The organism is Halocalculus aciditolerans, from assembly GCF_014647475.1.
In the GTDB taxonomy this organism is placed as follows: domain Archaea; phylum Halobacteriota; class Halobacteria; order Halobacteriales; family Halobacteriaceae; genus Halocalculus; species Halocalculus aciditolerans.
On record NZ_BMPG01000002.1, the window covers coordinates 512,266 to 533,148 of the forward strand.

Annotated in this window: 23 protein-coding genes; 13 read left to right on the forward strand and 10 right to left on the reverse strand. The window is 69.4% G+C overall.

All coding sequences use genetic code 11. The annotated features are described in order from the left end of the window. The first annotated feature begins 70 nt into the window (after positions 1-70). The 7 genes from rbcL to IEY26_RS09295 all read left to right on the forward strand — a co-directional run bounded on the left by rbcL (position 71) and on the right by IEY26_RS09295 (position 7,642). A complete protein-coding gene (gene rbcL / locus IEY26_RS09265; RefSeq protein ID WP_188978199.1) occupies positions 71-1,327 on the forward strand; it encodes a type III ribulose-bisphosphate carboxylase in 1,257 nt (418 codons plus the stop codon). A 227-nt stretch (positions 1,328-1,554) separates the two neighbouring features. Then, on the forward strand, positions 1,555-2,337 hold the full coding sequence (locus IEY26_RS09270) for a helix-turn-helix transcriptional regulator (RefSeq protein ID WP_188978201.1): 783 nt from the start codon (positions 1,555-1,557) through the stop codon (positions 2,335-2,337). A gap of 49 nt (positions 2,338-2,386) precedes the next feature. Continuing rightward, the gene (locus IEY26_RS09275) at positions 2,387-2,857 is read left to right on the forward strand and encodes a VOC family protein (RefSeq protein ID WP_188978203.1); all 471 of its coding nucleotides are present in this window, start codon (positions 2,387-2,389) and stop codon (positions 2,855-2,857) included. 57 nt (positions 2,858-2,914) lie between these two features. After that, complete coding sequence (locus IEY26_RS09280; RefSeq protein ID WP_188978205.1) at positions 2,915-3,778, forward strand: ABC transporter ATP-binding protein; 864 nt, start codon at positions 2,915-2,917, stop codon at positions 3,776-3,778. After that, complete coding sequence (locus IEY26_RS09285) at positions 3,775-5,574, forward strand: ABC transporter permease subunit (RefSeq protein WP_188978207.1); 1,800 nt, start codon at positions 3,775-3,777, stop codon at positions 5,572-5,574. Before IEY26_RS09280 ends, IEY26_RS09285 begins: the two co-directional genes overlap by 4 nt. Then, entirely contained in the window at positions 5,571-6,611 is a 1,041-nt protein-coding gene (locus IEY26_RS09290; RefSeq protein WP_188978209.1) for an ABC transporter permease, read from the forward strand. The genes IEY26_RS09285 and IEY26_RS09290 overlap by 4 nt, the downstream gene beginning before the upstream one ends. 56 nt (positions 6,612-6,667) lie before the next feature. Then, positions 6,668-7,642 carry an aldo/keto reductase gene (locus IEY26_RS09295; RefSeq protein WP_188978211.1) on the forward strand — a complete coding sequence of 325 codons (975 nt, stop codon included), beginning with the start codon at positions 6,668-6,670 and terminating at the stop codon, positions 7,640-7,642. Positions 7,643-7,679: 37 nt separating this feature from the next. On the opposite strand, the gene IEY26_RS09300 is transcribed toward IEY26_RS09295, so the two are convergent. The 6 genes from IEY26_RS09300 to IEY26_RS09325 form a co-directional block, all read right to left on the reverse strand. Further along, on the reverse strand, positions 7,680-8,180 hold the full coding sequence (locus tag IEY26_RS09300) for a hypothetical protein (RefSeq protein WP_188978213.1): 501 nt from the start codon (positions 8,178-8,180) through the stop codon (positions 7,680-7,682). After that, positions 8,180-8,719, reverse strand: a complete 540-nt coding sequence (locus IEY26_RS09305; protein WP_229774002.1) for a DUF7342 family protein — start codon at positions 8,717-8,719, stop codon at positions 8,180-8,182. The genes IEY26_RS09300 and IEY26_RS09305 overlap by 1 nt, the downstream gene beginning before the upstream one ends. 166 nt (positions 8,720-8,885) lie before the next feature. After that, on the reverse strand, positions 8,886-9,275 hold the full coding sequence (locus IEY26_RS09310) for a hypothetical protein (RefSeq protein WP_188978215.1): 390 nt from the start codon (positions 9,273-9,275) through the stop codon (positions 8,886-8,888). A gap of 38 nt (positions 9,276-9,313) precedes the next feature. Beyond that, positions 9,314-9,742, reverse strand: a complete 429-nt coding sequence (locus IEY26_RS09315) for an EamA family transporter (RefSeq protein ID WP_188978217.1) — start codon at positions 9,740-9,742, stop codon at positions 9,314-9,316. 152 nt (positions 9,743-9,894) lie between these two features. Then, the gene (locus IEY26_RS09320) at positions 9,895-10,575 is read right to left on the reverse strand and encodes an RAD55 family ATPase (RefSeq protein WP_188978219.1); all 681 of its coding nucleotides are present in this window, start codon (positions 10,573-10,575) and stop codon (positions 9,895-9,897) included. A gap of 107 nt (positions 10,576-10,682) precedes the next feature. Then, entirely contained in the window at positions 10,683-12,335 is a 1,653-nt protein-coding gene (locus IEY26_RS09325) for a potassium channel family protein (protein ID WP_188978221.1), read from the reverse strand. A gap of 69 nt (positions 12,336-12,404) precedes the next feature. On the opposite strand from IEY26_RS09325, the gene IEY26_RS09330 reads away from it, so the two are divergent. Together IEY26_RS09330 and IEY26_RS09335 are read left to right on the forward strand one after the other, a co-directional pair. Further along, complete coding sequence (locus IEY26_RS09330) at positions 12,405-12,824, forward strand: DUF4149 domain-containing protein (protein WP_229774003.1); 420 nt, start codon at positions 12,405-12,407, stop codon at positions 12,822-12,824. Between the two features lie 367 nt (positions 12,825-13,191). Then, positions 13,192-15,822: a heavy metal translocating P-type ATPase gene (locus IEY26_RS09335; protein ID WP_188978223.1), complete on the forward strand. Its 2,631-nt coding sequence runs from the start codon at positions 13,192-13,194 to the stop codon at positions 15,820-15,822. Here IEY26_RS09335 and IEY26_RS09340 read toward each other — a convergent pair whose 3' ends face one another. Next, positions 15,823-16,026, reverse strand: coding sequence for a heavy-metal-associated domain-containing protein (locus tag IEY26_RS09340; protein ID WP_188978225.1), 204 nt, complete (start codon positions 16,024-16,026; stop codon positions 15,823-15,825). It lies immediately after the preceding gene. Between the two features lie 95 nt (positions 16,027-16,121). Here IEY26_RS09340 and IEY26_RS09345 point away from each other — a divergent pair, with 95 nt between their 5' ends. The 4 genes from IEY26_RS09345 to IEY26_RS09360 all read left to right on the forward strand — a co-directional run bounded on the left by IEY26_RS09345 (position 16,122) and on the right by IEY26_RS09360 (position 17,833). After that, entirely contained in the window at positions 16,122-16,712 is a 591-nt protein-coding gene (locus IEY26_RS09345) for an AsnC family transcriptional regulator (protein WP_188978227.1), read from the forward strand. Positions 16,713-16,752: 40 nt separating this feature from the next. Further along, on the forward strand, positions 16,753-17,037 hold the full coding sequence (locus IEY26_RS09350; protein ID WP_188978228.1) for a heavy-metal-associated domain-containing protein: 285 nt from the start codon (positions 16,753-16,755) through the stop codon (positions 17,035-17,037). A 174-nt stretch (positions 17,038-17,211) separates the two neighbouring features. Beyond that, a complete protein-coding gene (locus IEY26_RS09355; RefSeq protein WP_188978230.1) occupies positions 17,212-17,520 on the forward strand; it encodes a helix-turn-helix transcriptional regulator in 309 nt (102 codons plus the stop codon). 58 nt (positions 17,521-17,578) lie between these two features. Further along, positions 17,579-17,833, forward strand: a complete 255-nt coding sequence (locus IEY26_RS09360) for a MarR family transcriptional regulator (RefSeq protein ID WP_188978232.1) — start codon at positions 17,579-17,581, stop codon at positions 17,831-17,833. A gap of 10 nt (positions 17,834-17,843) precedes the next feature. Here IEY26_RS09360 and IEY26_RS09365 read toward each other — a convergent pair whose 3' ends face one another. From IEY26_RS09365 to IEY26_RS09375, 3 genes are all read right to left on the reverse strand, one after another. Beyond that, positions 17,844-18,215, reverse strand: coding sequence for a winged helix-turn-helix transcriptional regulator (locus IEY26_RS09365; protein ID WP_188978234.1), 372 nt, complete (start codon positions 18,213-18,215; stop codon positions 17,844-17,846). Positions 18,216-18,279: 64 nt separating this feature from the next. Continuing rightward, a complete protein-coding gene (locus IEY26_RS09370; protein ID WP_188978236.1) occupies positions 18,280-19,776 on the reverse strand; it encodes a cryptochrome/photolyase family protein in 1,497 nt (498 codons plus the stop codon). Positions 19,777-20,154: 378 nt separating this feature from the next. Beyond that, positions 20,155-20,844, reverse strand: a complete 690-nt coding sequence (locus IEY26_RS09375; RefSeq protein WP_188978238.1) for a hypothetical protein — start codon at positions 20,842-20,844, stop codon at positions 20,155-20,157. Positions 20,845-20,883 lie beyond the last annotated feature (39 nt).

A 20,883-nucleotide genomic window follows, 5' to 3' on the forward strand; every position in this document is an offset into this window, starting at 1 on the left:
CTACTTGGCCGTGTCGCCCGGCCGGTCTCGTCCCGTAGGTTCAAGCGTCGCGGCGTCGAAGTCGCACGGTATGAGCATCAAGTACGCCGACTTCGTCGACGAGTCCTACGAACCGACCGCCGAGGACCTCGTCTGCACGTTCCGCCTCGTCCCCGGCGAGGGCCTCACGTTGGCGGAGGCCGCGGGCCGCGTCGCCTCCGAGTCCTCGAACGGGACGTGGGCGGCGCTCGACGCCCCCGAACGCGTCCGCGAACTCTCCGCGATTGCCTTCGACCTGGCGGGCGACGCCGACGGCGGGGAGGTTCAGGTGGCGTACCCGGACGCGCTCTTCGACCCGGGCAATATGCCGCAGATTCTCTCCTGTATCGCGGGGAACATCCTCGGGATGAAGGCCGTCGACACGATTCGCCTGCTGGACTGCGAGTGGCCGGCGTCGCTCGCGACGTCCTTCCTCGGCCCGCAGTACGGCCCCGACGTGAAGACGGAGATTCTGGACGCGGAGGGTCGGCCGCCGACGGCGACGGTGCCGAAGCCGAAAGTCGGATTGAACACGGAGGAGCACGCCGACGTGGGCTACGAGGCGTGGATGGGCGGCGTCGACCTCCTGAAGGACGACGAGAACCTCACGGACCAGTCGTTCAACCGCTTCGACGCGCGCCTGAAGCGGTCGCTCGAACGCCGCGACGAAGCACAGGAAGCGACGGGCGAAGCGAAGGACTACCTCGTGAACATCACGGACGAGACGAACGTCATGCTGGAGCGCGTCGACGAGGTCGCCGCGCAGGGCGGCGGGTTCGTCATGGTCGACGTCGTCACGGCGGGCTGGTCGGCCGTGCAGTCGGTGCGCGAACGCTGCGAGGAGCAGGGCCTGGCGATTCACGCGCACCGCGCGATGCACGCGGCGTTCGACCGCCTCCCCGAGCACGGCGTGTCGATGCGCGTCCTCGCGCAGGTCGCGCGCATCGTCGGCGTCGACCACATCCACACCGGAACCGCCGGGTTCGGGAAGCTGGAGAACGAGGATACCGTGGGGATTAACGCGTGGCTCGCGAGCGACTTCCACGGCGTCTCGCCTGTTCTTCCGGTTGCGTCCGGCGGCCTCCACCCCGGCATCGTCGAACCGCTCCTCGACACCACGGGCACGGACGTGATGGTGCAGGCCGGCGGCGGCATCCACGGCCACCCCGACGGCACGCGCGCCGGCGCGAAGGCGTTCCGCCAGTCGATTGACGCGTACGTCGCGGGCGTGCCCGTCGGCGAGTACGCGGACGACCACCCTGAGCTCGCCGCGGCGCTCGCCGAGTGGGGGACGGAATCACCGCGCTAAGAAGAACCAACGAAGACGGGCGTCCGGTGATCGCTGACGAGGCGGCCGGAACGCCCACAGAGGCACAGCCGGTGGCGAACCACCAGCGTGTGTGGGTAGGGAACTCACACTCATTAATCCACCCACCGGCGGATGACGCAACCCACGGTACTAGGGCATGGAATTTTCGGTGGTTTATACGGCGGTGACGGTGGGGTTTATGATGACGCGGAGTCCAGACGTGATAGATGACTGGGGGTACGGTCGACGAACTCGTGCGATTGGTGAGCCAGCGACGCCCCCTCCTCGACGAGCTGCGAGCGGGCGAGACGACGAAAGCCGACCTCGTCGCGTCCCTCGACGCGTCCCGGTCGACCATCGACCGCGCCGTCCGCGAACTGGAGTCCGTGGACGTCGTGACGCGCCGGCACGGCCGCGTGCAGTTGACGCTCGCCGGCCGCCTCGTCCTCGACGCCTACCACGGCCTGCGCGACGCCGTCGACGGCGTGGAGCGCGCGAACGGCCTGCTCACCCACCTCCCCGCGGACGCGCCGTTCGACCCCGAGTTCTTCGCCGGCGCGAACGTCGTCAACGCCGACGAGACCTCTCCCTACCGGCCCGTCACGACGATGGAGGAGATCATCCGGGAAGCCGACACCGTCCGGTCGTACGCCACGACGGTCGTCCCCGGCCTCATCGACGCGTTCACGGACGGCATCTTCGACGGCCGCCTCGACGTGGAGATGGTCGTCACCGACGCCGTCCTCGACACGCTCGTCGCCGAGCACTCCGACGCCCTCCGCGCGACGCTCGACTCCGGTCGCCTCACGCTCCTCTCCCGCGAGCAGTGCGTCCCCTACGGCTTCTTCATCGCGTGCTGCCCCGGCGACGACCGCGTCGGCGTCGTCACCGCCGGCGACCACGGCTACGTCGCCGCCGTCGAGAACGACCACCCCGACGCCGTCTCCTGGCTCGACGGCCTCTTCGAGAGCGTTCGCGCCGGCGCAACCCCCGTCGACGCCGCCCCGTGACGCCGACGTAACTGCCACGCCTTTACCCGTGGACGGCCACACTCGACGTGTGAGCAGTCCCCCCGAGACGACCGGCATCCACCACGTCACGAACATCTGCACCGACATGGCGGAGACGAAGGCGTTCTACGAGGACGTCCTCGGCTTCCACACCGTGAAGCGGACGGGGAACTACGACGACCCCGGCACCCCGCACTACTACTTCTCCAGCACGCCCGAGGGCGAACCCGGCACGAACGTCACGTACTTCGAGTACCCCGACGACGACGGCGACCCCGGCCCCGGCGCGAGCCACCACTTCGCGCTCGGCGTCGAGGACGAAGAGGCCCTCCGCGAGTGGCGCGACTACCTCCGCGACGAGGGAGTCAGAGTCTCCGACGTCCGCGACCGAACCTACTTCGAGAGCATCTACTTCGCCGACCCCGACGGCCTCACCATCGAGCTCGCCACGAACGGCCCCGGCTTCGCCGTCGACGAAGCCGAACCCGGGAGCGAGTTCGTCGAACCGCCCGAACGCTAGGTATCGACCGGTGACCCCACCGACACTACTTACCGGGTGGGGGACGCGTTCCAGCATATGATTCGGGCACGCGGGCTGGAGAAGACCTACGGGTCCGTGCGGGCCGTGCGCGGCATCGACCTCGACGTGGACGAGGGCGAGGTGTTCGGGCTCGTCGGGCCGAACGGAGCGGGGAAGACGTCGACCCTGAAGATGCTGTCGGGCCTGGTCGAACTGTCTGCTGGGGAGGCGACGGTCGCGGGCTACGACTCGCAGGACGCGGAGATGCGGACGGAGCTCGGCTTTCTCCCCGAGGAGTCGCCGCTCTACGAGGAGATGACGCCGACGTCCTACCTCCGGTTCTTCGCGGACCTCTACGACGTGCCGCGGGACGTGGCGGACGAGCGGATGGCGGACGTGCTCGACCGCCTCGACCTCGACGTGCGGGACCGGCCGGTCGGGGATTTCTCGAAGGGGATGAAGCGGAAGGTCGCCATCGCGCGGTCGCTCGTGAACGACCCGTCCGTGCTCGTGTACGACGAGCCGGCGTCGGGGCTCGACCCCGTGACGCAGCACACGCTGGAGGAGTTCACGCGCGAGCTGGCGGCGGACGGGAAGACGGTGTTGTTCAGCGCGCACGACCTCCACCGAGTCGAGGCGGTCTGCGACCGCATCGGCATCCTCGTGGACGGCGAGATTGCCGCGCGCGGGACGATGGACGAGATCCGCGGCGAGTTCGGCGAGGTCGAGTACCGCGTCACTACCTCCGTACCGGTGACGGGGAGCGAGGAGCGAGACGGCGCGCACGTCGTCGTCCTCCCCGACATGGACGCCGTCGAGGAAATTCGGACAGAAGCGCACGCGGCGGGTGGGGAGGTGCGCGACATCCGCACGCGGGAGTCCGACCTCGAAGACGTCTTCCTCGCGGTCGCGGGGAGATGAACCTCCGGAAGACGCTCCGCATCTCGCGGTGGGAGGTCGCGAAGGGCGCGGGGTCGATGGGGCGGCGGACGGCCGTCGCGCTCGTCGTCCTCCTCGTCGTCCTCGCGGGCGTCACGGCGGCGCTCGCCGCGACGCAGCCGTCGCCCGAACAGGGCGTCTACCGCGTCGCCGTGACCGACGACGACGCGTACCGACCGGTCGTCGAGGAGAGCGCGTCCCTCCGCGCGGTCCCCCCCGGCACGCCGGTCGGGAGCGGGGCCGAACTCCAAGCCGACGACGGCCGCGTCACCTACGCGGACACCGAGAAGGGGCGAGCGGCCGCGGCGGCCTTCCGACGCGCCGTCACCGCCTACAACGACCGCCTGATGGCGGAAGAGGACGACCGGGCCGCCGCGTTCCCCGTCTCCGTCACCCTCACCTACGCCGAACAGGACACCGGCGTCACCGCCGGCGCTGGCGGGAGCGGCGGCGGAACCGCAGGTGGCGGCGGTGGAACCGCGGGCGGCGGCTCCGGCTCCGGTGGCGGGGCGACGGACGGCGGCGGAACCGCGGGCGGAGGCAGTAGCGGCGGCGGTGCGGGGTCAGGTTCGGGGAGCGGTGGCGTGGGCGGCGGCGGGCTGCCGGGCCTCGGCGGGTCGCTCGGCGGCGCGCAGTCCGGGACGCCCGGCCAGCTCTCCTCGCCGTTCCCGCTGACGTCGCTCGTGCTCGCGTTCGCGTTCCTCCTCCCGTTGAACGTCGTCATCCAGGCGTACGGGTCGAGCGTCATCGACGAGCGCATCAACCGGCGGGGTGAGCTTCTGTTGGTCTCACCGGTCTCCCGCGGGGATATCGTCGTCGGGAAGACGCTCCCCTATCTCCTCGGCGCTATCGGGGTGAGCGCGGTCATCGCGGCGGCCGTCGGCGGCGGCGCGCTCTCCGTGCTCGCCGTCGCACCGCTCGCCGGCCTCTTCCTCGGGACGACGTTCCTCGGCGCGCTTCTCGCGCGCTCCTACAAGGAACTCACGTTCGTCACGGTGACGGTGAGCGTGACGCTCACGGCGTACGCGTTCGTCCCGGCGGTCTTCACGGACGTCCACCCAATCGCCGCTATCAGCCCGCTCAGCCTCGTCGTGAAAGACCTCCTCGGCGAACCCATCGGGGTCGGCGAGTTCGTGCTCGCGACCCTCCCCGTCTCCCTCGCCGCGCTCGTCTCCTTCGTCCTCGGCGCGGGCATCTACCGAGAGGAAGACCTCTTCACGCAGAAGCCGATTCCCGGGAAGGCGATGGACGCCCTCGCCGCGCCGGTCACGTCGCTCGCGCGCGTGCCGCTCTGGACGGCGCTCCTCATCCCGTTCGTCCTCCTCGCCGAGCTCTTCGTCGTCGCCATCGCGTTCGTCCTCCCCACGGGGCTCGCCGTCGTCGGCCTCCTCGTCGGCGTCTCGCTCGTCGAGGAAGCCGCGAAGAGCCTCCCCGTCCGCGCGGGCTTCGCGCACGCCCGCTTCCCCGACACCACGAAGAGCGCGCTCGTCGTCGGCGTCCTCGCCGGCGTCGGGTTCTTCGCCGGCGAGAAGCTCACGCTCCTCGTTCAGCTCGTCGGCCTCCCCTCCCTCGACGTCGGGCGCGCGGCCTTCACGTCGGCGAGCGCCGGCCTCGACCCGCTCCTCCTGCTCGCCGCGCCGCTCGTCTTGCACACGGTCACGGCGACGGTGTCCGCGCTCGGCGCGCGGCGCTCCCGCGCCACCTACCTCGCGGCGTACGGGGGCGCGGTCGTGATTCACGTCGCCTACAACGCCGCCGTGCTGGGGGTGCGGCTGTGACCCGCCTCGTCGTCGCGAAGCGCGAGCTCGCCTCCCTCCGCGCGGAGAAGACCATCGTGCTCGCTATCGCCATTCAGCTCTTCGTCGCCGCGTTCTCCGGGTTCCTCGTCGTCGGCCTCGTCAGCCTCTACGAGCCCGGCGCGACCGGCGGCGGCTACACCGTCGACGTCGGCGTCGCGGGGAACGCCACCGACGACCTCGCGCCCGTCGTCGACGCCGCCAGCGAACGCCGCGTCAGCACCTTCGAGACCGAGACGGCCGCCCGCGACGCCTTCGAGCGCGGCCGCGTCGACGCGCTCATGCTCGCCACCGAACGCCCGAACGGCCGCGTCGCCGTACAGGCCATCGCCCCGGAGGGGAGCTTCCGGACGACGCTCATCGTCACCCAGCTCAAGGACGCCCTCCAGGAGTTCGAGCGCCAGCGCCGCGCCGAACTCGACGGCCGCCTCCACCGCCAGCCGCTCGACGTCCCCGACGAGGTCCCCGCGAACCCCTACTTCGGGTTCGCCTACACGGTCCTCGTCCCCCTCCTGATGGTCCTCCCCGCGTTCATCTCGGGCTCTATCGCCGCGGACTCACTCGCCGAGGAGCGCGAACGCGGCACGTTAGAGCTCCTCCGCGTCGCCCCGCTCTCCCTCCCCGAAATCGTCGACGGGAAAGCGCTCGCCTTCGCGGGCATCGCCCCCGTGCAGGCGGCCGTCTGGCTCGGCCTCCTCGCGCTCAACGGCATTCAGGTCGCCCACCCGCTCGCCCTCCTCTGCTTCGTCGCCGCCGCCGCCACCGTCCTCGTCGGCGCGGGCGAAGCCCTCGCGCTCCGCGTCCCAGATAGAAGAGACGCCCAGCTCCTCTACTCGTTCGGCGCGCTCGCCGCCATCGGCGCGGCCAGCCTCCTCCCGGAGTCGCCCGCGAACGTCGCCGCGAAACTCGCCATCGGCAGCCCCACGCTCGTCACGTGGCTCACGCTCGCCGGCCTCGTCGCCGTCGCCGCCGCCGTCTACGCCGGCTTCCGCCGCGCCACGAGCGACTACGGACCCTGACGTCGTCGTTCGCCGGCACACCACGTTTTTACTGCCGGCCGCGAGACCCACCGCGTATGGAGTACACGACGTTCGGCCGGACCGGCGTGGAGGTCTCCGAGCTCTGCCTCGGCTGCATGAGCTTCGGGACCTCGGAGTGGCGCGACTGGGTGCTCGACGAGGAGGAGTCCCGGGAGATCATCGAGCGCGCCATCGACCTCGGCATCAACTTCTTCGACACCGCGAACATGTACAGCGAGGGCGAGTCCGAGCGCGTCCTCGGGAACGTCCTCGACGACTACGACCGCGACGAGCACGTCGTCGCCTCGAAGGTCTACCACCCGATGGGCGACGACCCGAACGCCAGCGGCCTGAGTCGAAAGAGCATCGAGCAGGAGCTCGAGAACTCCCTCGATAGGTTAGGAATGGACACCGTCGACCTCTACCAGATCCACCGCTGGGACGACCAGACGCCCATCGAGCAAACCCTCTCGGCGCTCGACGACGCCGTCCGGCGAGGCGAGGTCCGCTACCTCGGCGCGTCCTCGATGTGGGCGCACCAGTTCGCCGACGCGCTCGCCGCGTCGGAACGCGAGGGCCTGGAGGCCTTCGTCTCCATGCAGAACCACTACAACGCCGTCTACCGCGAAGAAGAGCGAGAGATGCTCCCGCTCTGCGAGAAGGAGGGAATCGCCGTGATGCCCTGGTCGCCGCTCGCCCGCGGCTACCTCACCCGCCCCCACGAGGACGTCCGCGCGACGACCCGCGGCCAATCGGAGGAGTACCTCTACGAACACCCCTACCGCGAGGGCGGCGGCCCCGAAATCAACGAGCGCGTCCGCGAACTCGCCGCCGAGAGAGGGGTGAAGATGGCGCAGATCGCGCTCGCCTGGCTCCTCCACAAGGACTGGGTCACCACCCCCATCGTCGGCACCACCAGCGTCGAACACCTCGAAGATGCCGTCGAAGCCACCGAGCTCAAACTCTCCGAGAGCGACATGGAGTACTTAGAGGAACCCTACGAGCCCGTTCGCGTCTCCGGGCACGTGTAACAGCATCGTTCCATCGGCCGTCCCGCGAACCGAGTGGTCACGACGAGCCGTGGTCGCCGTCGAGGTACGACGCACCGTATTCGCCAGCAAACGCGTATTCACTGGGAAAGACCGGATCGGTCGTGGCCGTCCAGAGGTCGTTGATTCGACGTTCGACCGTCTCCAGAACGCATCGGAGGACGGCCGTTGGATCCGGCGGGTACGAGGCGTCGACGGCGGCCGCTTCGGACGGCGTAGGTGGGACGTGGAAGTGATCGCGCGTGTTGTGCGTGTTCGGATGCCGGTCCCAGCGACACGACCACTGTTCACCGGCCCACTCTTCGAAATACTGGACGTTGAAATCGCCGTTCAAGCGAAGCCGCAACTCGAGACGGGACGCGTCGACGACGTCCGGATAGTAACGGTGGTCGAACGCCGCGACGACCCGGTCTTCTTTTTCGCTGGGGAAATACTGGACCGTCTCGACGAGCGAGAGGTCGGCGAGATACCGGCCGAGGATTCGGAGCCGTTCCTCGTTCAGGTCGTCACCGCGCTCCATCAGGGGAACGAGGACGCGGGTGCTGGCTCGGAGCCGGATTCGAGCCGGAGCTTCGCCTCGTGCAGCTCACGCAGGCGTCGAGTGACCGCGCGCCACTCACTCAGTCGGTCGTACGCCTCGTCGAGATCGTCGTACTCGACGTCGGCGAGGACGACCGAACCGGGGGACGCAGCCTCGAAGTGTCCGGAAAGCTCGCGTTCCCGTTCACGATACGCTTCGATCGCGTCCGCGACCGCTGCTGGCGTCTCGAACTCGCGCGCGAGCTCGGTGACGCGCCGGAACTCGAAGTACGCCTCGTTACGCACGAAGAGCGCGGGGTTGTCCGCGACTTTCTCGAGGACGCCGAGGTCGACGAACCATTCGAGATGCGGACGCGCACCCTCTTTCGTGCAGTCCGCACGCCCGGCGATGTCCGCAACCGACGTCGGCGCTGTGAGTGTCGTCGCGACTTCGTAGACGCGGTCCTTCACCGTCCGGCCTTCGACGGCCGCATCCCATTCTCCGGTAAGGTCGATATCCGGTGGGTTGTCCCCGCTCATCGCTTCCCGCTACGCCTTGCGCCCACATTAATTTGCGCCCTCAAAGATATCTTATTGGACTGTCCGGGATGCTGGTTCTGCCTCGACCAGTTCTTTCACTCTTGAGTCTCGCAACCGGCGGCGAGGAGCGGGAGACAGTCGTGTACGCGCGTCGGTCTGAGGCGCGTCAGAGCCAGCAGTCGGGTGCGTTCGGAGGGGCTGCTGTGTGTGCGTGGATCACGTCGCTGATGCGGACCCAGAGTCCGTAGTAGTCGCCGTTCCGTTCGAGGGAACTCTTCTGGGAGACGCGGTCGGCGAAGTCGTGAAGTGCGGGTGGGATACCGCAGGTGTGGTGGACGCCGTCTTCGAGAGCGTCGTCGACGATGGCGCGTTCGTCGGCGGGGAGGTCGGCGTAGTGGACGACGGTCACGCCGTCCGTCGAAGTGTCGGGTTCGGAAGTGGGTTCGGTGGCGACGACGGCGTCGTGCGGCATCCCGTCGACACAGCCGGCGAGCGCGGTCGCGGTGACGCTCACGACTCCTGTGAGGAGCCGGCGGCGAGAAGGGCGAGAGCGCATACCGTAGTCGTGTTCGCTGGCCGGGAAGCGTCGTCTCCTCAGGCGCGCGGGCCGGCGGTGAGGTAGACGGCGGCGATGGCGAAGAGGACGCCGGCGCTCTTGCGGAGGGTGAGGTCGTCGCCGAGGAAGAGGATGCCGGCGAGCGAGCTGGTGACGAGGAACATCCCGAAGACGGGGACGACGATGCTGACGGGGCCGGTGGAGAGGGCTTTGTAGTAGGCGAGGATGCCGACGGTGAGGCAGACGCCGGCGGCGGCGACGTAGGGGATGCGCGGGTGTGTGAGGTAGTCGACGACGGGGAGGCCGGTGTAGAGGACGACGCCGATGGTACCGAGGACGAGGATGGCGTTGGCGACGAGGGCGGCGACGGTGGAGGGGATGCCGCCGGGGCCGGTGGCGATCTTCATCAGCGGCGCGACGAAGGTGTAACCGGCGAGCGCGACGAGCGCCCACTTGAGATAGTCCATACCGGGAGAAGGGAGAGCGGCTGGAAATCGGTGTCGACTCGCGGAGATGTGCCGCCGGCGTCGGTGTCGGCGAGGTGCGTGTGGCGTCGTCGACGTGCAGCGCGGAGCGTCGACGACGCGGGACGTAGGGTGTGGGACGGGGTGCGACGACGCTACGCGTCTTCGAGCGGCACCCACTCGGTGGGAGTGGCGGAGATGCCGGTGACGCGGGCTTCGCGGACGCCGTCGTCGGTGAGCCGGATTTCGAGTCGGCCGTCGAAGAGCTGGCTGAGGGTGTTGACGACCTGGTCGTCGTGGCTGTCGGGGTCGATGGAGAAGAGGCCGAGCCAGTCGCGGCTCTGAATCTGGCTCGTGAAGACGTGGAGGAAGCGGAAGAGCCGCTGGAGGTCGACGTACATCAAGAGCGGGGAGAGGGAGTCGAAGCCGATGCGGAGGCGGTCGACGCCGCGTTCTTCGGCTTCGCGCGCGATCTCCGAGAACTGGATGCCGACGCCGGTGAGGTCGCCGGGCGAGGAGACGAAGTGCGCGAAGTCGAGGTTCTCCTCGCCGCCGCTGCGCGAGCTGACGCAGTCGATGACGCGGAGGAAGGTGCCGTCGTCGACGAGCGGGCGGTACTCTTCGGCGACGTCCGAGGCGGGAGTTCGGGAGGTGACGACGACCGCGCCTTCGTCGTCGTCGGTGCCGCGCGCGAGCAGGCGGAGCAGGAGCTGTCGCTTCCCAGTCATCGCCTGACCGCTCACGAGGAGGTTCGTCCCCGGTTCGACCTCCGCGAGCAACTCCTGGGGGAGTACGCCGTCGAGCGTGTATGGTTTAGCTGCTGGATGCACCGACATCGAACCCAACTATCCGTTGGTGTTCGTACGCTCACGACACATAAGTATGTGCGGGATAGCGCGGGAACGACTCCGACCGACAGTCGCGTGCAGAAGTGGACGAACGGTCAGTCTGTCGCGGGTGCGGGGGTGACGCCCGCGAGTTCGTTGAACGTCGCGATGTCGGTGTCGGTGCCGGCGACGACGAGCGCGTCCCCGGTCCGGATGCGGAAGTCCGGGCCGAGGTCGGTGTGGACGTCGTCGTCGCGCTCCACGGCGACGACGGTGCAGCCGGTTCGCGAGCGGATGTCGGCTTCGGCGAGCGTCAGTCCCTCGAAGCCGGGGGCGTCGGTGCGGACGATATCGACCTGGGTGTCGAGCGTCATGACGTCCTCGCCGAGGAGGGTGGCGGCGAGCATCCGGCCGCTGACGCGGGAGAGCGTGAGGACGTAGTCCGCGCCGGCGGCGTAGATGCGGTTCGCGGCCTCGGCTTCGTTCGCGCGGCAGATGATGTCGAGGTCGGCGGCGAACTCGCGCGCGACGAGCGTGGAGAAGACGGTGCTGGAGTCGTCGCCGAGCGCGAGGATGAGGGCGTCGGCGTCGCCGAGGTCGGCGGCTTCGAGCGTCTCCGTCTCGGTGACGTCGCCGACGACGTCGACGTCGTCGCCGTCGACGCGGTCGACGAGCGTGGCGTCGATGTCGGTGCGTTCGAGGGATTCGTGGACGATGGAGCCGACTTCGCCCGCGCCGGCGACGACGACGCGCCCGTGGTCGCGGTCGTACCGCGGGTCGGCGAGCGTGTACCGCTTGAGAGATTCGAGGGCCTCGCGAGAGCCGGCGACGAGGAGGATGGTGTTCCGGTGGAGTTCGCGGGCGGGCGGCGGGCCGGCGACGAACTCGCCGGCGAACCACGCCCCGATGACGTTCACGCCGGTCCGCTCGCGGATGCCGGCGTCGGCGAGCGTCGCGCCGTCCAGCTCGCTGTCGGACTGGATGGGGATTTCCGCGATTTCGAAGTCCGAGCCGATTTCGACGGTCTCTCCGAGGTCGGGCGTGATGGCGGACGTGACTCTGTCGGCGAGGCTGCGCCCGAGGATGACGTGCGGGCTGAGCACGCGGTCCGCGCCGGCGAGCCGGATGTAGCGGCCGCCCGCGGGGTCCTGGACGAACCCGACGAGCTCGACGTCGGGCGCGACTTCGCGGACGGAGAGCGCGACGATGGCGTTCGCCTCGTCGCCGCCGTCGAGCACGACGGCGCGGGCGTCGTCGACGCAGGCGCGTTCGAGCGTGCGTTCCTCCTCGGGGTCGCCGGCGACGACGGTGCGGCCGGCTTCGTGGAGTTCTCGCGCGCGTTCTTCGTCGTCGAGGACGATGACGTGGTCGACGCCCTGCGCGTCGAGTTCGTCGACGAGCGTGTCGCCGCGCGGCGTGAACCCGCAGATGACGACGTGGTCGGTGACGTCGACGCGCGTCGGCGGCTCGACTTCGAGCCGGCGTTCGATCCACGGGACGACGAAGATCGGGAGGGCGAGGAAGACGAGGAGGATGCCGGTGAACTGCATGACGACCATGAGGACGAGCATCGGCGCGCTCTGCCAGCCGGCGTCCTCGCCGTACCCCGTCGTCGTGAAGGTCTCGACGACGACGTGGAGGGAGTAGAGGAGGGAGCGCGGGCGGCCTTCGAAGGTCGCCATGCCGTAGGCGTAGGCGAGCGTGCAGGCCACGGTGACGGCGGCGACGAGCGCGAGGTAGCCGGCGACGCGCCGCTGCTGGCGGTCCATGCCGGGAGCGTCCGCGCGGGCGACAGATAAATCCCGAACGTTCAATCCGCTCGCGCACCGACGTCCCCTGTGTCACTCGCTACTGCGCTCGCGGGGTTCGTCGTGGACGCGTCGCTCGGGAGTTGGCTCGGCGCGATGGCCTTCTTCTCCTTCGTCGCCGCGCCGACGACGTTCCGCGTGCTCGACGACGACGCGGGCCGCGTCGTGAACGCCATCTTCCCGACGTACTACGTCGTCGGCGTCGCGCTCGGCGCGCTCGCGGTCGTCGCGTGGGCGGCGCTGGGCGCTCTGAGCGCAGCGCCCTCGCTCGGCGTGCCGGCGATGGCGCTCGTCGGCGTGCTCTGTCACGCCTACGCGCGCTGGGCGCTCGTCCCGAAGATGGAGGCCGCGGGCGACGACGCGTTCGCGACCTATCACAAGCAGTCGGTCGGGCTGAACGGCGTCGCGATACTCGCCGTCACGCTCGCTCTGCTCGCCGCGCAGTTCTGATTACGCGCTCGGCTCGGAGCCGGCGTCCTCGACGCGCTGCCCGCGGTGCCCACAGCTCGTCCCGTCGACGGTGAGCGCCGTCGGCATCACCACCGGCTCCTCGGCTCACGGATGAGGGACCGCTGACCCGGCCGTCGAACCACCGGCAGGGCTCCGAGAATGACTTTCGAAACCAAACCACGTACGAAGAGCCTCGAATCGCGTCCTCCCGCCGAGATACCGGGTTCTGATACCTCCTCAGTAGTGTGCAGTGTTCGGAGAATCGGCGTTTGATCGGCGAGTTCCCGAATCTTCTGAGGTTCGCCGCGCTGGATTCGTATTTTCGTAACGGGAACTGCATTAAACGAGGTCCACGTAGCGTGGGGTAATGAGCGAACAGACCGGAACGATCGACGTGATGGGGATGTCCTGTGCGAGCTGTTCGGGGAGCGTGCGGGACGCCGTCGCCGCGCTCGACGGGGTGTCGTCGGCGAGCGCGAACTTCGCGACGGACGGCGCGACCGTGACGTACGACCCGGAGCGCGTCTCGATGGCGGAGATTTACGACGCCATCCGCGGGGCGGGCTACGACCCGGTCTCCGAGACGGTCACGGTCGCCATCACGGGGATGACGTGTGCGAACTGCGCGAGCACGAACGAGACGGCGCTGGAGGGCGTTCCCGGCGTCATCGAGGCGGACGTGAACTTCGCGACGGACGAAGCGCGCGTGACCTACAACCCTTCGATGGTGTCGCTCGACGACCTCTACGACGCCGTCGAGGACGCGGGCTACGAGCCCGTGCGGGAGTCGGGAGCCGACGGCGGGGAGGGGGGTGCCGTCGACGAGGCGCGTTCCGCGGAGCTCGCGCGGCAGAAACGCCTCAGCCTCCTCGGCGCGGCGTTCACCGCGCCGCTCCTCGCGCTCATGGCCGTCCACCTGCTCTCACCGGGCACCGTTCCCGACACGATTCCGGGGACTGCGCTGCCGTTCGGTCTCGTGCCGTTCGCGCTCGCGACGCCCGTGCAGGTCCTGCTCGGCCGCGAGTTCTACGAGAACTCCTACCACGCGGTCTGGAAGAACCGGTCGGCGAACATGGACGTGCTCGTGGCGCTCGGGTCGACGACGGCGTACGCGTACAGCGTCTTCGTGCTCGCCGGCGTGCTCCCGGGCGAGCTCTACTTCGACACGGCGGCGTTCGTCCTGCTCTTCGTAACGGTAGGAAACTACTTCGAGGCGCGGACGAAACACCGCGCGGGCGACGCGCTGCAGGAGCTCCTCGAACTCGAAGCCGACGAGGCGACGGTACTGGAGGACGGCGAGGAGCGGGCGGTCGACGTCGACGACATCGCGGTCGGCGACCGCCTGCTCGTCCGACCGGGGGAGAAGGTCCCGACGGACGGCGTCGTCGTCGAGGGGCAGTCCTCGGTGGACGAGTCGATGGTGACGGGCGAGTCCGTGCCAGTGGAGAAGTCGGTCGGCGACGACGTGGTGGGCGGGACGGTGAACGAGAACGGCCGGCTCGTCGTGGAGGCGACGGCGGTCGGCGCGGACACGGCGCTCCAGCGCATCGTGCAAACGGTGAAAGAGGCGCAGTCGCGACAGCCGGACGTACAGCGGGTCGCGGACCGCATCAGCGCGTACTTCGTGCCCGCGGTCGTGGTGAACGCGCTCGTCTGGGGAGTGCTCTGGTACGCGTGCCCGGGCGCGCTCGCGGGGTTCGTGGAGTGGCTGCCGCTCTGGGGGCTCACTGGTGGCGGGCCGGCGGTGGTCGGCGGCGCGGTGACGGCGTTCGAGTTCTCCGTGCTCGTCTTCGCGTCAGCGGTCCTCATCGCGTGTCCGTGCGCGCTCGGCCTCGCGACGCCGGCGGCGACGATGGTCGGGACGGCGCTCGGCGCGCAGAACGGCGTCCTGTTCAAGGGCGGCGACGTCCTCGAACGCGTGCAGTCCGTCGACACGGTCGTCTTCGACAAGACGGGAACGCTCACGACGGGCGAGATGACGCTCACCGACGTCGTCGCGCTCGACCGGACCGCGGCGGACGGCGGCGAGCGAACGGACGGTTCGCGAGGGACGTCGGAGCTCCGCTCCGACGGAGGGGCGGTGGCGAGCGGCGGCGGCGCGGACGCCGAGACGACGCCCGCGGAAACCCGCCTGCTACGTGCGGCGGCGAGCGCGGAGCGCGGGAGCGAACACCCGCTCGGCGAGGCGCTCGTCGACGGCGCAGCGGAGCGAGGCATCGACCTCACGCATCCCGAGACGTTCGAGAGCGTCCCCGGGCACGGCATTCTCGCGTCCGTGGACGGCCACCGGGTTCTCGTCGGGAACCGCGCGCTCTTCGACCGCGAGGGGATTTCGGTTGACGCGGCCGAGTCGACCATCGAGGACGTCGCGTCGCAGGGGAAGACGCCGGTGCTCGTCGCCATCGACGGCGACTTCGCGGGCGTGCTCGGCGTCGGCGACACGGTCCGCGAGACGGCGAAGGAGACGGTACAGGAACTCCTCGACCGCGGGCTGGGCGTCCGCCTCCTCACGGGCGACAACGAGCGGACGGCCGCGGCGGTCGCCGCCGAGCTCGACATTCCCAGCGGGTGCGTCCGCGCGGACGTCCGTCCGGAAGAGAAGGCCGAGGTCATCGACTCCCTGCGGACGCCGGGGACGCGCGTGATGATGGTCGGCGACGGCGTGAACGACGCGCCCGCGCTCGCCGCCGCGGACGTCGGCGTCGCCGTCGGTTCCGGGACGGACGTCGCCATCGAGGCGGCGGACGTCACGCTGATGCGCGACGACCCCTCGGACGTCGTGAAAGCCATCAACATCTCCGAGGCGACGCTGCAGAAAGTGAAGCAGAACCTCTTCTGGGCGCTCGGGTACAACACGCTCGCCATCCCGCTCGCCTCGCTCGGTCTCCTCCAACCCGCGCTCGCCGCGGCCGCGATGGCGTTCTCCTCGATGAGCGTCCTGACGAACAGCCTCCTCTTCCGGAACTACGACCCGAGCGAGCGGTACGAACGCCGCTGACTACTCTTTCTTCGTCGCCTTGTAGCCGACTTCTGCGATAGCGTCCTCGATGTCCTCGGCGTCGGCGTCGCCCTCGACGGTCGCTTCTTCGTCTGCGAGCGAGACGTCGACGTTCCGCGTGCCGGTGACGCCGTCGATCGCGCTCGTCACGACGCGCGAACAGCCTTCGCAGGTCATCCCCTCGATGTCGAACTTCTGGGACATATCCCGACGTACGACCCACCAATAATTCAGTGTTTTGGTTGCTTGAAAATAATTCGGGCGGGGGCGCTATATACCTCGGGCCGTAAGCTGACGGCATGCGGACGCTGGACGACATCGACCGCGAGATTCTGCGCTTGCTCGCCGCCGACGCGCGACGGCCGTACAGTGAGATCGCGGAGGCGGTGGACCGCTCCCCGCCGACCGTCTCGGAGCGCATCGACCGCCTCCAGGAGCTCGGCGTCGTCCGCCGGTTCACGGTGGACATCGACCGCTCCCTCCTCGACACCGGGACGCCGATTCTCCTCGACGTCGAGGTGAAGCCCGCGGAGGTCGAATCCGTGCGGGCGGCGCTCGCGGAGTCCGACCGCGTCGAGCACGTCTTCGTGACGGCGGACGCCCGCGTCGTCGCGCAGGTCTACGTCCCCGACGGCGGCGTGCGGACGTTCCTCGCGGAGAACGTCCCGTTCGACGCGGTCCGCGAGTACGACGTCTCCCTGCTGAGCGAGAGCGACTGGACGCCGCGCGTCGGCGAGGCGGAGCTCGCGCTCACCTGCGCGGAGTGCGGAAACACCGTCACGGCCGAGGGGGAGTCCCTCCGCGTGGACGGAGAGCGGTACCACTTCTGCTGTCCGTCCTGCCTCGACCGGTTCGAGTCGACGTACGAGCGGTTGAGCGGCGGCGCGTGAGTAGCGTAAGGCCCTAACGTATCCCCCGCAAAAGCCGGGTATGAGCACGACGCTCACCGTGGACGGCATGAACTGCGATGGCTGTGCGGACATCATCACCGGCGCGCTCGAGGAAGTCAGCGGCGTCGACGACGCGAGCGCGGACCTCGACGCGAAGACGGTCTCGGTCGACGGCGACGCCGACGCCGACGACCTGCTCGAAGCAGTCGAGTTCGCCGGCTACGACGCGTCAATCGACGAGGCCGCCGACGAAACTGACGACGCCGACGAGGAGGCTGACGCCGAGGCCGCCGACGACGAGGGCGACGCCGACGACGAGGAGTAAGACGTCACCCCCCGGTTTTCTCTCGAACGCTCGACCGACGAGCGGCCGCTCCGCGATTCCCCGGCGACCGCTCCTCCGTCGTCCGAACGCGCGTGGTCGAGTTTCTTCGCCCCGCGGTTCGACTGTCGATATGTTCGGAGCACTATTCACTTCGGGGAGAATAGACGGGCAGCAATGGACGACCTCACCGGGTTCCAGCGAGACCTCTTCTACGTCGTCGCCGGCCTCGACGAGCCGAAGGGTATCACCGTGCAGCGCGAGCTCGAATCCGCGTACGGCTCGTCGGTCATCCACGCCCGCGTCTATCAGAACCTCGACACGCTCGAAGGCGAATCACTCGTCGAGAAGGGCGCGAAGGACGCGCGGACGAACTACTACGACCTCACCGAGGCGGGCGAGGACGTCATCAGGGAGCGCCGGGAGTGGGAGCGCGAGTACCTCGCGGAGAGCGACGTCGAGGTCGAGGCGGTTACCGACACGTAACCCCCTGACTCGGTCGTTACCGAGTACCTAAGGGGGAGGCGGTCCTGGTTACAGGTAGATGTTCAGCGAAGAAACCGTCCGTGATCTGCCGCCCAGCGCGAAGCTCGTCCTGAAGGTACTCGAGTACAACGGCGGCCTCACGCAGAAGGAGATCGTGGAGAAATCCCGACTCTCGCAGCGAACGGTTCGAGACGCGCTCGACCGCCTCCAAGAAGCGGACGTCGTGGAGAAAGACATCTACATCCCCGACGCTCGACAGAACCTCTACCGGCTGACGGTCGAGGACGCGAAGGCGACCATCGAAGCCGAGTAAGTAGATTCGTTCAGACGACGGACGCGCTCCCTTCTTCCGCCTGAACGAGGTGTTCCTCGCCCCACTCGCCGAGCGCGACGATGACGGGTTCGAGGGACTCCCCGTGTTCGGTCAGCGAGTACTGGACGCGCACGGGTTTCTCGTTCACGACCGTCCGGTCGACGAGTTCCTTCTCTCCGAGGTCGTCGAGGCTCTCCGAGAGCACCTTACTGGAGATGCCGTCGACTTCCGATTCGAGTTCGCTGAAGCCGAGCGGGCCGTCTTCGAGGAGGCGGGCGATGATGACGGGATGCCACTTCTTGCCGACGAGGGAGGCGGTGGCGGTGACCGGACACCACTCCTCGCCGGGACAAGACGTCGGGAGTCGCGCGTCGTCGCTCATGCTGGGTCGAAGGCCGCCCGCGGCCATAAACTTACCTTCCGTAACCAGGTAACCACTGGGTTCGTTACCACGGGGCGTCGTCGCCGACGCGCTCTCGGACCACGTCGGCGCGGTCGCGGATGGCCTCGAGGTCGCCGGTCTCGCGTTTGTCGTCGAGGTGCGCGTAGACGAGCCCCATCCGGTGGTTCGACCGCAGCGCGTCCTCGTGTTCCGCGAGGAAGTCCCAGTAGAGGCCGTTGAACGGGCACGCGCCCTCGCCGGTCGTCGCGTGGGGGTCGAACGCACAGCCCGCGCAGTGGTCGCTCATCCGGTCGACGTAGTTCGCGGACGCCGCGTACGGCTTCGTCGCGAGCGCGTCGCTCCCGTAGACGCCCATCGCGACGACGTTCGGCGTCGTCACCCAGTGGTAGGCGTCGACGAAGCCCGCGTGGAACCAGTCGTTCAGCGCGCCCGGGTCCACGCCGTACGTCAGCGCGAAGTTCGAGAGCACCATCAGCCGCTCGATGTGGTGGGCGTACCCCCGCTCGCGCACGCCCTCGACGGCGTCCCCGAGACACGCCATGTCCGTCTCCCCCGACCAGTAGACGTCGGGGAGGTCGCGCGTCGCGCCCAGCCGGTTCTCGTCCGCTAAGCGAGGTTCGCGCCGGTAGACGTGCCGCACGAACTCCCGCCAGCCGAGCAGCTGCCGGACGAACCCCTCCACGGAGTTGAGCGGGACGTCGTCACGTTCCTCGTAGGCGGCTTCGGCGGCCTCGACGGCCTCCATCGGTCCGAGCAGTCCGAGGTTGATCGCGGGGGCGAGGAGGGCGTGGTTCACCGCCCACTCGCCTTCGACTATCGCGTCCTGATACGGGCCGAAGTCCGCGAGCCGATTCTCGACGAAGTCGTCGAGGGCGTCCAGCGCGCCCCCGCGCGTCACCGGCCAGTCGAAGCCCTCGACGCTCCCCCACGTCTCGTGGGTCGCCTCGACGTCGTCCATCACGTCCCGCGTGAGGGCGTCGGGCTCGAAGCGAACCGGCTCGGGATAGTCGTAGTCGTCGGGGGGCGTGTCGCGGTTCTCGCTGTCGTAGTTCCACTCGCCGCCAACCGGCTCCCCGCCGTCCATCAACACGCCCGTTCGCTCGCGCATCCGCCGGTAGAACGCCTCCTGTTTCGGTATCTCGTCGAACCACTCGTCGAACGCCGCGGGCGTCGAGAGAAACGTCTCGTTCCCGACGAACTCGACGTCGCCGCCCGCGTCCGCGATGGTCTCGCGGAGCGCCGCCGCGGCGTTCCGGCCCGCCGGCCGCATACACGTGAGCGTCTCCTCCGGGTGGTCGTCGAAGAAGGCGGTGAAGCCCTCCGCGAAGGAGTCCGCCTGTTCGTAGCGGACGGTGACGCCGTCGTCGCGGAGGGCGTCGCGGAGATGCCGCATCGCCGAGAACACGAGGACGAGCTTCTTCGCGTGGTAGGGTTTCCGAGCCGCGAACTCGCGGGACTCCACCATGAGCACGCGCTCCGGGTCGTCGGCGAGCGGACCGGCGCGCCGCACGAGCTGGTCGCCGAGCACGAGGACCGTCATAGTCGACGAGACGCTCGGACGACTCTTCAGCGTATCCGCTAACGAGGAAGTTTGAACTGACCTCAGTGAGACGCGCCCGGCGATGCCCTCCACACATCCAGGCGACGACCCGGACGGCCGAGCGGACGCAGACGGCGTCGACGCCGCAGGTGACGCGGACCCGCCGGGGGACGGACGGGCCGCGTCGGCGTCGCGACTGGCGGAGGCGAAGCGCGTCACCGGGGACGCGCCGTGGCTCGCGGTCGTTCCCGCGCTCCTGTCGGTCGCGTCGCCGGACAAAATCGGTGAAATCGCGGCCTACGACGGCTTCCACGTCGGCGTGAAGTTCGCGCTCCCGCCGGGCGTCGGGTCGCTCTGGACGCTCGTGGACCCGCCGAGTCAGGGAGTCACCGTGAACGCGCCGCCGTCGCTCCTCGTGCTCGCGGCCGGCGCGGCCCTGGCGCGCTCGGCGCGGGGTATCTCGGCGCGCTCGGCCAGCGCGCTCGCGGCGACCCGCTCGCCGCCCGCGAGTGCGCACGGCTCCTCCCGCACGTCCTCGGGTTCACCGTCCTGCGCGCCGGCGTCGGGTACGCGCTTCTCGTCCTGCTCGTCGGCCGGGGTGCGGTCGGCGTCGCGTCCGCGTTCGTCCTCCTCGCCGTCCTCGGCTACCTGACCTGCGGGACGCCCTACCTCCTCGCATACCACGTCGGCCTCCCGCGCGCCCTCGTCGAGAGCCTGCGACGCGCCGTCGACGACCCGCGGTACGCCGGATTCGTCGCGCGCTACCTCGTCGCCGCGGCCGTCGTCTCGGTCCCCCTGAGCGCCGTCACGGTGAACGCCGGCGTCGGCGGCGGCGTACCCCTGCGTGTAGACGGCGTCGAGCTGGAGGAAGCCGACGGGGAGGGGGCTCGCGAGGACCATGACGGCGAGGCCGGCGTTAGCGAGCCAGAAGGAGCGGCGGCACCACGGCGGGTCCCGGTCGGCGCTGGTGGCGCGGAGGACTACGCGCGTGCCGAGCGCGAGCATCCCGAAGGCACCGAAGAGCGCGGCGAGGGCGGCGGCGACGGTGCGACGCGAGAGTTCCGTCAATCGCCGCGACGGAGACCCGCGTCGAGTAGCCCGCGGCCC

What these genes read in the sequence shown, in the direction of transcription:
- rbcL (WP_188978199.1), top strand. Translation starts at nt 71, where the DNA reads ATGAGCATCAAGTACGCCGACTTCGTCGACGAGTCCTACGAACCGACC.
- IEY26_RS09270 (WP_188978201.1), top strand. Translation starts at nt 1,555, where the DNA reads ATGACTGGGGGTACGGTCGACGAACTCGTGCGATTGGTGAGCCAGCGA.
- IEY26_RS09280 (WP_188978205.1), top strand. Translation starts at nt 2,915, where the DNA reads ATGATTCGGGCACGCGGGCTGGAGAAGACCTACGGGTCCGTGCGGGCC.
- IEY26_RS09285 (WP_188978207.1), top strand. Translation starts at nt 3,775, where the DNA reads ATGAACCTCCGGAAGACGCTCCGCATCTCGCGGTGGGAGGTCGCGAAG.
- IEY26_RS09295 (WP_188978211.1), top strand. Translation starts at nt 6,668, where the DNA reads ATGGAGTACACGACGTTCGGCCGGACCGGCGTGGAGGTCTCCGAGCTC.
- IEY26_RS09300 (WP_188978213.1), bottom strand. Translation starts at nt 8,180, where the DNA reads ATGGAGCGCGGTGACGACCTGAACGAGGAACGGCTCCGAATCCTCGGC.
- IEY26_RS09305 (WP_229774002.1), bottom strand. Translation starts at nt 8,719, where the DNA reads ATGAGCGGGGACAACCCACCGGATATCGACCTTACCGGAGAATGGGAT.
- IEY26_RS09310 (WP_188978215.1), bottom strand. Translation starts at nt 9,275, where the DNA reads ATGCGCTCTCGCCCTTCTCGCCGCCGGCTCCTCACAGGAGTCGTGAGC.
- IEY26_RS09315 (WP_188978217.1), bottom strand. Translation starts at nt 9,742, where the DNA reads ATGGACTATCTCAAGTGGGCGCTCGTCGCGCTCGCCGGTTACACCTTC.
- IEY26_RS09320 (WP_188978219.1), bottom strand. Translation starts at nt 10,575, where the DNA reads ATGTCGGTGCATCCAGCAGCTAAACCATACACGCTCGACGGCGTACTC.
- IEY26_RS09325 (WP_188978221.1), bottom strand. Translation starts at nt 12,335, where the DNA reads ATGGACCGCCAGCAGCGGCGCGTCGCCGGCTACCTCGCGCTCGTCGCC.
- IEY26_RS09335 (WP_188978223.1), top strand. Translation starts at nt 13,192, where the DNA reads ATGAGCGAACAGACCGGAACGATCGACGTGATGGGGATGTCCTGTGCG.
- IEY26_RS09340 (WP_188978225.1), bottom strand. Translation starts at nt 16,026, where the DNA reads ATGTCCCAGAAGTTCGACATCGAGGGGATGACCTGCGAAGGCTGTTCG.
- IEY26_RS09345 (WP_188978227.1), top strand. Translation starts at nt 16,122, where the DNA reads ATGCGGACGCTGGACGACATCGACCGCGAGATTCTGCGCTTGCTCGCC.
- IEY26_RS09350 (WP_188978228.1), top strand. Translation starts at nt 16,753, where the DNA reads ATGAGCACGACGCTCACCGTGGACGGCATGAACTGCGATGGCTGTGCG.
- IEY26_RS09355 (WP_188978230.1), top strand. Translation starts at nt 17,212, where the DNA reads ATGGACGACCTCACCGGGTTCCAGCGAGACCTCTTCTACGTCGTCGCC.
- IEY26_RS09360 (WP_188978232.1), top strand. Translation starts at nt 17,579, where the DNA reads ATGTTCAGCGAAGAAACCGTCCGTGATCTGCCGCCCAGCGCGAAGCTC.
- IEY26_RS09365 (WP_188978234.1), bottom strand. Translation starts at nt 18,215, where the DNA reads ATGAGCGACGACGCGCGACTCCCGACGTCTTGTCCCGGCGAGGAGTGG.
- IEY26_RS09370 (WP_188978236.1), bottom strand. Translation starts at nt 19,776, where the DNA reads ATGACGGTCCTCGTGCTCGGCGACCAGCTCGTGCGGCGCGCCGGTCCG.